Below are 12,277 nucleotides of genomic sequence, written 5' to 3' on the forward strand. Positions count from 1 at the left end.
ATATACGAGCTCATTTTTTAATCAAGAATATTTATATATTGGAGGGACAGAGTTTATTGGTTTAGATGATGGTCATATATATGATGTAGAATTTGAATACGGAGATATTTTAAAATCAAATGATTATATACATATAGATAGATTAAGTTATGCATGGCATGAAAAAACAAGCAGTATGCAGGGGAAAACGGTAGCGGGTGTAAAAATAATTGACACGATAAATAAAGAAAAATTACAAAAAATAAAACAATTAGTTTCTAATTAGTACTCAATTTTATTCTTAAATATACAAAAAAGTATGTATATCTAACCCCGTTAATTGCAGCTAGTGTAGGATGTCATGAGGAATTAGTAAAATTACTTAGACATCACTGACAATATGCTGTCAGTGCTTAATGATATAATTTATCCAGAAAAGAAATATCAACTTAGATATTTAGAAGTAGGTGATATTCTTTGTGAACAATTAGGAGATTATGATTATTTTCTCACTATATTGTTGTCTTTTAGAAATTAAAATATTGGGAGGTTGATTATTATTAACTGTTATAATTGTGGAAAAGAAGTAGAACTTTTATATGAATACTGTCCATATTGTGGTGAAACTTTAAAAAAAGAAAGTGCAAAAGAAAAGCTTGAGGTGCAGGATATTGAAAAAGAAGAATTTATTCAAAAAAATGATGAACTTCAATTAGATAATGGATTAGATAAGGATTATTCTAATACTGATACAGCGAATGAATTTAAAAATGATAAAGCTGTTAAATTTTCAGAAGAAAAAACTAAAAACAATTATAAATTTAACTTTTGGGCTTTTTTGTTTAGGGGTCTTTGGTATATATTTCATGGAATGATAGGTAAAGGAATTTTCATTTTAATAATCGGAACTCTATTATCAATGATTCATCCAATATTACTGCTTGGTACAGCAATTTATTGTGGAGTCAATGCGGAAAAAGACTTAGCAGAAAAGAAAGTAGGTAAAGTTGAGAACAAAAAATATCTTAAAGGTGATAGTTACAATTTAGAAAATAAACTTTTTAATTTTGCTAAAAGAGCAGTGAATCCTGATGCAGTTCTTAAACTAGTTGAAAAAGGGGTAAATATAAACATTGAAGATGAAAAGGGAAAAACTCCACTTATGTATGCTGCTCAGTATAATCATAATGCAATTATGATTAAGTATTTGTTAAAGTATGGTGCAGAAATTGACAGTAGGGATAATGAAGGAATAACAGCACTAATGTATGCAGCTCGTTATAATAAAAAAAATGTTATATCTGCTTTATTAAAAAATAAGCCTAATTTAAAAATAAAAGATAATAATGGTAGAACAGCAAAAGATTATGCAGTGGACAATAAAAATTTAAATCAGAGTTTTATTGACGAAAATTTGCTTAGTAATAACTAAGCTTTGATATAAAATATTATGGGTAGGTGGTAATTTGCATGAAGAAAGAGAATATGCCAAACTTAATTTAGTATTTACAGATAATGTTAAAAAAGAGATAAAGGAGAAGTTGGGAAGGCTTAATTATTCAGAAAATAAATTTAATGCAGAGGAACTTTTCAGAATGCTGTTTGACTTCGATAATTATTATCACACAAAGCTCAGCTATGTCTCCGTTGGTAATAAAGGTGATGACCTCTACAGCATTAAAATTTATAGAGATGCTTCAAAATCAAATGCAGAACTTTTGAAAAATTTCCGATCAGAAGTGCTGGAACTCAAATTTTTTCATGGTGGTAATGAAGATGATTATTATATACTTAAATCTTTAGATATCTATAATAAGAAGAGAAGAAATTATCAAAATAAGGTTTATAAAGATATCTACCTCAGATTTTATACCAAGAAAGAAGCGCTACACTTAAATTCCGGTATTGATGGGCAGATTTTAGAAGAATTAAAAAACACACCTGAAGCTGGGATTAAATTTAACAGCCGGATTTCAGATTGGAGAGATTATTTATATAAAAAGAGAGAAATCGCTCAGCAAAAGAATTTCACTTTAAAATATACTTCTTATATGGAAAATATCAGCGATATGATTTTAGAATTTAAAACTGCAGATTATTTAGAGGCTGAGTTAAAAACAAAAATTGATGCTGCATATGGTGGCCGTATTTATTTGCACCGACTTTCAGATAAGCGAAATTATTATAATTATGATGATGGAATAGAAATTGGTGAAATAAATGGCTATGATGCAGAAAACAGCAGGCTGTTTGTAGAAATGAACGATAGAATATTCAAAATGATGAAAAATAGAAAACAGAGCTTACCTAAAGAGGGTATACTTGAACATAAATCTGTGGGCAGCTTGTTTAGTCTGGACCGACAGTTAAATGCACTCAAAAAGGCTGAAAAATTTCAGGCTGCAAATAGAGCTCTTCCCTCATTCTTTTTTGACATAGAAAATGCTGCTGGTTTCAATGAAAATTATGATGCTGATGAAATAGAATTCTTAAATAAAAAGCTAAATCAGAAACAGAAAGAATCAGTGCTGAAAATTCTTAACACTGAAGATATCAGCCTTATAAAAGGTCCACCGGGAACCGGTAAAACTACTGTGATTGCTGAAGCATGTTATCAGCTGGCAGAAAAAGGGAAGCGTATTTTACTTTCTTCTCAATCAAATTTGGCAGTAGATAATGTGTTTGCACATCTGAAGAATATGATGGGGCTTGGAAAAAACATATTTCCATATAGATATGGAAATTGTGATTCCTTTGAAAAAGAGGGTGAACTCTTCTCTGAAGAAAACTTTCTCATCACCTGGCTGCAGGAAACAGCTGATAAATCAAAAAAATTACTTGATAAAAAAAGATCAGCTGTCGATAAAATAGATAATATAGAAAACAATCTACAGTTTTTTCATAATTATTCAGAAGTTTTAAATAGTGAGAAAAAATTATCAGAAAAGATTGCTGATATAAAAAAAGAGCTTAATAATCTTGGGGAAGCTTTAAAATCTGCAGAAGAGTATAAAATACATGAAGATAAAAAAGAACTTTTTGATAAATATACTGCGCTTAATTCTGAATTGGAAGCTATAGAAGTGGAACTCGATAGTATAAATGAAAAAATAAGAGAATTAGATAATAAAGCAGCTATTGAAGAAAATAGAATAGAAGAAATTGATTCTGAGTGTAATTCTTATAAAGGACTTTTAAATGAACTTAAAAATGACAAAATGGATCTAAAAAAGTGGCTAAATACAAAGATTGATCTTGAAAGCGGTGATTTTGAACTCAGCTTAGATCAAGAACTTGAGAAAATATATTCAGAAAAAATTAGAGATATCTGGCATTTTTCCGCTAAAGATCTGGGGATTACTGAAATAATAGGTAGTTTTAACAGTATTGAAAAATATAAGGGCTTAAAAGAAAGCTCACATGAAATTATAAAATTGATAAAAAATCTCTCAGAGGAGATAGAAACTGAATATCTAAGTGATGGTGAAGCTGAGCTAACAGCTGGTGTTTTTGCATATGGAAGCAGCAGTAGTTTTGAGCAGTTTTTTAAAGCTGATAATAAAAATATTCTTAATCCTCTGCCTGGTGCTTACATAAAAATAAATGCTGAAGTTAAAACACTGCTGAAAACAAAAAAAGCAGATGAAGTTCTCTATTTTCTTAAACAAACAGAAGAAAAGCTCAGTTATTCTCTACAGCAGGTTGACGAAATGCTCAATGATTTTAATAAATATGGAGATGATCCATCAATACTAATTACAGAAAAATTGCTGGCCTTATTGAAATCTCAAAGCAGGAAAAAAATTGCTGCTTCTAAAGAGGAGTTAGAAATTCACCAGTCAGAATTAGAAAGGATATTTGAAGAAAAAAATAATCTTGAGCAGAAGCATGCAGCTTTAGATGCGAGATACAGTGAAAATGAAAAAATGCTGAAAAAACATAAAAAAGAAATTATTAAAGAATACAAAATAATTATTGATAATTATGAGCAGAAAATGGATAAACTTCAGCCTGTTTTAAGAGATAATAAAAAACAGTGGCTGAAAATCAAAGAAAAAAACAGTTATTATGCAGATTATCCTGAAAAAATAGGTGAGAAAGAGATAGAAGAAATCATAAATTCCAGCAGAGATGATATTAACTCTACTTCAGAAAGCCGGTCATATATTAAGCGCTATTCAGACTTCATAAACAGCTGGTATAAAGAAATTGATGAGGGTATCGAAAACACTAATTCACTGAAAATGAGTTATATGGAGAAAGTAAATATTATTGGCTCAACCTGCTCTAAGACTGAGTCAGGAGAGTTTTTGAAACGTTTCGGAAGTTTCGATTATTTGATAATTGATGAAGCTTCAAAAGCAACTCCACCTGAACTTATGATGCCGATGTTAAAGTCTGAAAAAATAATTTTAATAGGTGATGACAAACAGCTTTCTTCATTTATTCCAAAAAATATAATAGATGAGGTCAAAAAAGCCAATCCAGAAAAAGATTATTCACATTTAGATAACTCACTGTTCAAAGAACATTGGAATAATGCAGATGATTCTATAAAAATCATGCTTAATAAACAGTACAGGATGCACTCTAAAATAATGAAAGTAATTAATCAGTTTTACAGTTATAATTTGGAGATGGGTATTAAATCACAGGACCAGCTGAAGAAACATGATATTGAGCTTGATTACCTGCATCCACAGCAGCAGGCTGTATGGATACAGACACCTCATCTTGGAAAATGGCAGGAAGAAAGAGTTTCTAATTCATATAAAAATACTGAAGAATTTAAGCTGATAGATAAAATATTGAGTGATTTTAATCTACTCAGAGAACAAAGAGGTAAATTCGATTATGAAATAGGTTTAATAACATTTTATGGGGTTCAAAATCATATTATCAAAAAGAATCTTATAAGCAAATATGATCAGCTTAACCTGAGAAGTGGTACTGTTGATCGTTTTCAGGGAATGGAAAGTGATATTATAATAGTCAGCATGGTTAGAAACAATCCTAATAGAAAAATAGGTTTTGCTAAAAGGCCAGAACGAGTGAATGTAGCTTTGTCCAGAGCAAGAAAGCTTTTGATAATGATAGGAGACAGCAGGCTTTTCTGCTCTGAGAATAATGACCCTAAATCTCTAAATATATATAGAAATATTGCTGATGTTATTAACAGAAGTGGAGGTGTTGTTGATGTTTATCAACTCAGATAAGTTAGAGCAGACGAAGGCTGCTTTGCAAACTAAAGAAGAGCAGGGCATTTGGGAAGAAAAAGAAGGGTATGAGCTGATAGGTAAAAAGTCTTTTAGTTTTGCCTGCAGAAAAATATCTGTTGACTATACTGTGCTTAGGGAAAGAAAGATCAATATAATTGAGCGGCATATACTTAAGGCAGGAGCACAGTTTGAAGATACAGGAGCAGCAGAGATAGCCAAAATTTTAAATATTGACAAAAGTATTATCATCCAATTCAGCTTAAGCCTCGCAGAATCTGGATTAATAGATAGAAACAGGCTCCCAAAAATCATTCTCAATAAAGCAGCAGAAAAATTGCTCAATGCAAAAAGTACCCGCATAAAAGAAAGTAAAAATATCATATTAAATTATGATTATTTTGCAGAACAATTTTCAAGTGCTGATATTTTAAAAGGAAATAGAGATGATAATTTTTATCCCAAAATGATGCCTGGGATCAGTTGGAGCAGTTTAAAGCAAAATCAGCAGCTGGAGATAGATGAAGATATATTAACTGACCTTTATTCTGAGCAGAATATTTTAACTGTAGATCAAGTTGAATTTCTTTCACTACAAAAAAGATTAATAACAATTTACTTAATACATGATCTTCTCAGGGATAAATTCATACTGAGGGCTTATTCTCCTGATGAAGATAAAATTATATATAAATATGAAGAAGTTTTTGAAAGGCTGCTTTATGGTGGACGAGATAATGGAGGTTCTGAAAAATTTCAGGATGAAATTTTTAAAGCTTTTGGTTTTGAGCAGTATGAAGAAAATGACATTCAGAAGTTAAATGCTGAAAATCCAGCTCATATTAATGAAATTAATGAAAAGGCTAAAAAGGAAATTGAACTGAGGAGAAAAGGCAGTAGTGAAATTGAAGAAAGAGAATTTTTCTTTGAATATTTAAGCAGCCGTAAGATACGAAAAAAATATTTAGAGTTAATTAAAGGAGCAGAAGAGGAAATAATTATACTTTCAGGTTGGATTAACAGCCTTACTGTTGATAAGAAATTTATAGACATGCTGGCAGAAGCAGCAGCAGATGGTGTGCTTTTTTTGCTTGGCTGGGGTATGGACGAAAAGCTCGATGATGAATTGAGAAATAAAAACAATAAAATGGGTAAAAAGCTTTCGCGTGCTGTCAATAGTGATGGTGTAAACTGTGTTTCACTTTATTGGCTTGGGGAGTCTCATCAAAAAGAGGTAATAGTTGATCGCGAAAAACATATTTTAGGTTCACACAATTTTTTATCCTACAGAGGTGATGGTAAAAATGGATATTCAATTAGAAATGAATCTGCATTTTTCAGCACCTATAAAAGTGAAATCAATGCATCATTTAAAAACAAGCAGAAGATATTTTGGAATGCTTTAAAAAGAGATTTCCATAATTACTTGGAGAAATTTAAAGGCAGTTTTCCAAAAAAAACAGCTATATCTGCTTGGATAATTCTTGAAAAAGATCTTGAGCTATTAAATCTGATGGAGAGGAGTATAGAAAAAGACAGTGCTTATATTGAAGCTGTTTATGAATATCTGTGGAGGTATTTATCACTGCTTAAAGACAGAGATATTTCTGAAGAGGAACTTATTCTTATTAGTGAAAAAATATCAGGATTGACCACTAGGTTTTTTGGTGATCAGAAAAGAGAAAAGATCACTAAGATATTAGCGCATTTAAGCAAAACTTAGGTATTTTTAGACTTCTATGCTGGTCTATGTATTATTTTAACTGAGATTAAGAACGGGGGTTAAATCATGGGTAAGGTAATATTCTTTATTATTCTATTACTTTCAGCAATATTCAACCTTATGGAGGGCAATATACTTATTGGTCTGCTGGCCCTGTTTTTTGCTTTATCGGTTGGGAAAAAATAAAATTTGGACTATAATCTAGAATAACACAATAGGAGGATTGGCTATGGCATTTGAAAAAAATGAAGAACTCTTGGAAGAATTCAAAACATTAATGATAGACATAAGTGATGAAGTAAATGAAAAAGAAGTTATCAAAAAGATGGAAAAACTAAAATATGAACTTGAAGAGTCAACACCTGTTATTAGAAAGGCAGGCAGCAGTTTAAATGAACTTATTGGTCAGATAGAATTAGAGGCCAAAAAACTGATTGAAGTTAGAAAAAATGTACAGGACGATATACTGTCTCATATTTCCAGCCTTGAAGAAGAAGTTCTTTCATTAAAGTCAGAGGTTGAAACTGCTAAAAAATATTATGAATTAGAAAGGGAAAAGCTTAAGGCTAAAAGGGAGGAGGTAGAGAATTATTCTTTATGGCAGAGAATCTTCGGTCCCAAATAGAATAGCGGCATTATATAATAAGTTCGAAAAATTTTATTACGATGAAAATTCACAACTTCTCAAAGAAAAGCTTTATAAAATCAGCAGTTATTTTGAAAAAGAAATTTCTAAGGTCAGAAAAATAAGGAAAGTTGATCAGTCGAGGCTGCTCAATCCAGTTATAATTGAGGCAGAAGAGACAGCAGCAGATATTAAAATGTTGGCAGAAGCTCTCGAAGAACCGTTTCTTTTATTTTTTGTTGGTATGGGTAAGTTTGGGAAATCAACTTTAATCAACTCTCTGCTCGGACGCAGAAAAGCTGAGATGGATGCACTACCTAAAACCTGGAAAATAGATGTTTTTTATGGTGCTGATAATAAAGACGAGGTTGAAATAAAATATAATAATGGTCTATCTGAGTATCTAAGTTATGAAGAAGCTCAAGCTATGCTGGAAGAAGAAGAAATAAAAAGAGAAAAATCAGATGATGAAGTGAGAAAAGAGCTTAGAAAACAGATGCAGACTTTAGATACGATTGAAGAAAAAGAAGAGCTAAAAGAGGCATTAGAAAAACACCTTCTATATAAATCCCCTGTTATAGAAGCAAGATGGCCTGTTCAAAAAAACAAAGTTCTCGAAGATTTTCAGCTTGTTGATACACCAGGTTTAGTGCAGGATCTGCTTGGAGAAATGAAAATGGAAGTTAATGAATATTATCATAAGGCAGATGGGGTCATTTGGCTGCTTGATGCAACTAAAATAGCTGGAGAGAAGTCAAAAGAAATGCTTGACAAATTAACTCTTGCCATCAAAGAAGTAGGAGGTAGAACTGATAATATCATCGGTGTTTTAAACAGTATTGACCTTGTCCGAAAGAGTGGTGGCCAAGATGCCGTTGAAAAAATCATGGAAGAAGCAGAAAGTATATTTGGCCGGTTCTTTGAAAATATAATTCCAATCTCAGCAAAAGAAGCACTTGAAGCTGTAGAAAGTGGTGATAAGGATTTAATTGAAAGCAGTGGGTTATCCTCTCTTCATGATGAGATATATAGGAATTTTTATCTTAATGCAAATAAAGTACAGCTGGAAAGCAAAAAAATTGGTGTAAAGCGGGTATTGATGGATTTAGAAAAAAACACAGCTGAATATAGAGAAAAACTGCAGGAAGATAATAAAAGGCGCCTCAAATTAAAGGCTGAGCTGAGTAAAGATATAAAGAAAACCAAAAAGGAATTTATAAATGAAATCGATGCAGTTCTTTCAGACTATAGGTCAAATGTAGAAATAAATATCGATAATTATGCAAAGGAAATATTTTATCAAGAGCAGAGCAGAGACAAATATATAAAAAATACAATTTTTGAAAAAAAACAGCTGCAGCAGGAGATAAAAAGATTAGAAAAAGAGATAAATGAAAAACTCAAAAGCCTAGGAAGTTACCATCAAAAAAGAGCAGTATTTAAAGAGTTTGAACACCTCAATAAAAGTGATATTACAGTAAGCAGGCTGAAGACAAGTCTGATGATGTCAACACATGGAGTTTATCTGGATGAAGATGATGTTATGAGTACTGGGATTGGAGTAGCATTTGCTTTTTCAGCTATTTTTGGTCCAATTGGTTTTATTGTGGGGGGACTTGCAAGCTATTTTGGACTTGCAAAGTGGATTCTGCTTAAATTTAAATTGGGAGAAATAAAGCAGAATTTAAGGTCAAATCTAGATGATTTTGTATATAAAACTAAAAAGAAACTGAGAAATAAAGTGATGAACGAAATTAAGAAGATAGAAAATAAGACTGCTTCTATAAGGGAATCCAGTTTTGCTGAATTACACGGACCATCTTCTGAATATGATAAAATCATAGATTTTTTTGAAAGTCTAAACTTAGCAGCAGAATTTGACCTAAAAAAGAGAAGCCTACATGAGACAGTTTTTCAGGATTTTAATATTCAAGTTGATGAGTTGGTCAGCCGTTCTTAAGCTTCTTTAGCTAATCCAAAGAAGCTAAAAAGAGAACTAAAGATAATTAATTTAAATTTAGGGGGAAGTTAATTTGCAGATTATAGACTATATTAAGAAGACAGATCAAGTTATTTCAGATTCACCTCTTAGAAAAATAATTGAGTCTGAAGATGAACTGCCGGTTGAAATTTTAGAAAAAGACTTTATAACCATTCAGGAAGAGCTTAAGATAATCTCAGAGAAAATTGATAGAGCTTTAAATCTTGTTGTTATGGGAGAGGTTAAAGCAGGAAAATCAACATTTATTAATGCATTAATAGGTAGAGAAGTATCACCGGTTGAAGTTACTGAGACAACTGCTTCAGTAATAGAAATTTTTTACAGTGAAAGTCCTCAGGGTATTATAAGAAAAAAGAATTCAAAAAATTTCGCAGGATCTCCAGAAGAAATTTTTGCTGAACTTAGTGCAGAAAAGGGTAATTTAGATTATTTTTCTGATGTGAAAAATGTCAGCCTTGCTCTTCCTTTTGAAAATCTTAAAAAGCTAAATATTGTTGATACACCAGGTCTGGCATCTATAACAGAAGAAAATGAAGCGGTTACTGTAAACTATATCCAGAAAGCAGATGTTGTCCTATGGCTTTTCAATGGTAATCATATGGGACAGGCTGATGTTAAGGAAAAACTTTCAGAGACTGCAAAATATGGTAAACCAGTTATTGGAATTGTAAATCGGGTGGATGAAGTAGATACATCTCCAGAAAGACTTAAACTTTATACTCAGAGAAAGTATGAAATATATTTATATGATATATTTACACTTTCGGCATTCCAGGCTTATCAGGCAAAGAAAAATGATGACCAAGACCTCCTCAATGAATCTGGCTATACTGAATTAATAGATTATCTGGAGAACAACATTGAAAAAGAGTCAGAAGAAGTGCAGGAAGAGAGTATAATATCATCTCTCAATTCAATTATAAATAGGGATATAGTTCTACATGAATCATATCTTAGAAACATAGAGTTTATAAAAAACCAGTTAGAAGTACATAATGATGAGATCAAATACCACAATGAAAGAATTAAAAATAATATTGAGAGCAGACTCAGAAACTGGGTTAGACAAGATATTTTTAGAAATGAAAAACGTGAATTATTTAATATGGTAGAAAATATGGGGGCTTTAAGCAGCAAAAAGACGAGGAATGCAGTTAAAAATAGGCTTAAAGAACTTTTTTCTGAAGAAAGAATCAAAAACAAGCTTATCAACAGAATTGAAGAGGTAGAAGACTATTTCCGCAGTGAATGGGAATCATCTGTTGAAGAAGTTCACAGAAATATCAAAGAAAACATAGAAGATTTTTTGGCTGAAGAGCAGAAACTGGTTAAAAACGAAATTAGCCAGATTTCTTCAGGTGATTTTTTAGTAGAAGGTATTGGCCAGGGGGCTGCACTTGGAGGTGGAGCAGCATTTGCATTTGCTGCTTATACGGCTTGGCTTGGACCTTCTGCCGCATTTTTAACTATAGGTGGTCAGTTAGCAGCCTTTTTTCCACCCTTTCTACTTGCCGGTATAGCGGTTGGTGGTATATCTAGATTATTTAGTGTTAGAAAAGAAAAAGAAGAAATGAAAAAGGCAATACTTGAAAATATTAGAGATATCAAAGAAAATCAGCTTTTATCTATAGTACTGCCAGAGATTATAGATAAGATCAATCAGCAGAGTGATAAGGTTGCCGCAGAAATTGAAGATAAATTTATCCACAGTATATCTAACAGTTGGAATGATAAGGAAATAAAACTTCTGATCAATCAAATAAATCAACATGTTCAAAAACTGAAGGCTGCATCTGCATTATGATTTTTAATACAATCCTTAACTGGTGATTGGATATATTTGTCAAGTGCTGGCTAAGTAATAATGCGGAATATGAAAGGAGCATCTTTCATGAATAAAAAGAAGTTCAATAAATTGCATAATATTTTATATGAAATGGCAAAAACTAGTGGAAATATGGCTGGTAAAGCAACAAGTTTTATCAGTTCTCCTAATAAACTAGACAATATTAAAACTGCTGTTTATCCTGAAGCACTGTTGGCATTTTTATCTCAAAAAAACCTGCTCAAATTATCTGAGAGGATAACTGAATCTACTGCTAATATCTATGATAAAGCACTTGATGCTGAATATTTAAGAACCCATATAGGTGGTCCAAACCACAGAATGTTTGATGGTGGTCATGATATTGCTGGTGCCTGGGAGGCAGTAAAAAATGCATCGAAAGATGATTCTTTTGTTCAAGAAACTGCAGCATTGGCTAATTCTTTATGGAAAGATTTAAATACAGAAATGGGGCTGCCCTTTAGAACAATCAATAAGAGCAGTTATGATGAAACAGCTGCCTGGGTAAGCAAAAGCATTCCAACTGCTGATAAAAGTTGGTTTTATGATTTATTAAGTTATGATTCTTTTGAAATTCTAGCAGGTGCTTTAAGTGCAGTTGGAGTATTATTTGCATTAAAAAATGAAGATCTTGATAGTCTGGCTGAACTTTTGGGTTCAGCAGGTATAATTGCTATTATTTCGGCAAATCCACTTCTAGGAATTTTGATGGTTTTAACTGCTGCGTATGCATATTTTATAAAGAAAATGGAGTTTAAAAGCATAAAATTTGGAAGTGGGGCAGCTGTATCTTCAGTATCTATGGGTATCTTTGCTTTATTTAATTTATCTCTATTTTTTGAATTTATATTGGTTTTAATCATTGGATCTTTGATAAAGAAAAGAG

8 protein-coding genes are annotated in these 12,277 nt (G+C 31.7%); all 8 read left to right on the top strand.

Going from position 1 to position 12,277, the window contains the following annotated elements; translation table 11 throughout:
• Positions 1-265, top strand: a 265-nt coding sequence (locus CI949_RS10935; protein ID WP_290766337.1) for a hypothetical protein, incomplete at its 5' end; no start/stop codon positions are given.
• Positions 266-529: 264 nt separating this feature from the next.
• A complete protein-coding gene (locus tag CI949_RS10940; RefSeq protein ID WP_290766340.1) occupies positions 530-1,411 on the top strand; it encodes an ankyrin repeat domain-containing protein in 882 nt (293 codons plus the stop codon).
• 34 nt (positions 1,412-1,445) lie between these two features.
• Positions 1,446-5,195, top strand: coding sequence for an AAA domain-containing protein (locus tag CI949_RS10945; RefSeq protein WP_290766342.1), 3,750 nt, complete (start codon positions 1,446-1,448; stop codon positions 5,193-5,195).
• On the top strand, positions 5,176-6,918 hold the full coding sequence (locus CI949_RS10950) for a hypothetical protein (protein ID WP_290766345.1): 1,743 nt from the start codon (positions 5,176-5,178) through the stop codon (positions 6,916-6,918). Before CI949_RS10945 ends, CI949_RS10950 begins: the two co-directional genes overlap by 20 nt.
• 229 nt (positions 6,919-7,147) lie before the next feature.
• Positions 7,148-7,543, top strand: coding sequence for a hypothetical protein (locus CI949_RS10955; RefSeq protein WP_290766348.1), 396 nt, complete (start codon positions 7,148-7,150; stop codon positions 7,541-7,543).
• Positions 7,544-7,739: 196 nt separating this feature from the next.
• Positions 7,740-9,503 (top strand): dynamin family protein, encoded by a 1,764-nt coding sequence (locus tag CI949_RS10960; RefSeq protein ID WP_290766351.1) that lies wholly within the window; start codon positions 7,740-7,742, stop codon positions 9,501-9,503.
• Positions 9,504-9,576: 73 nt separating this feature from the next.
• On the top strand, positions 9,577-11,349 hold the full coding sequence (locus CI949_RS10965) for a dynamin family protein (RefSeq protein ID WP_290766354.1): 1,773 nt from the start codon (positions 9,577-9,579) through the stop codon (positions 11,347-11,349).
• 87 nt (positions 11,350-11,436) lie between these two features.
• The coding region (locus tag CI949_RS10970) for a hypothetical protein (RefSeq protein ID WP_290766357.1) at positions 11,437-12,277 on the top strand (841 nt) is incomplete at its 3' end.

The organism is Halanaerobium sp., assembly GCF_003070835.1.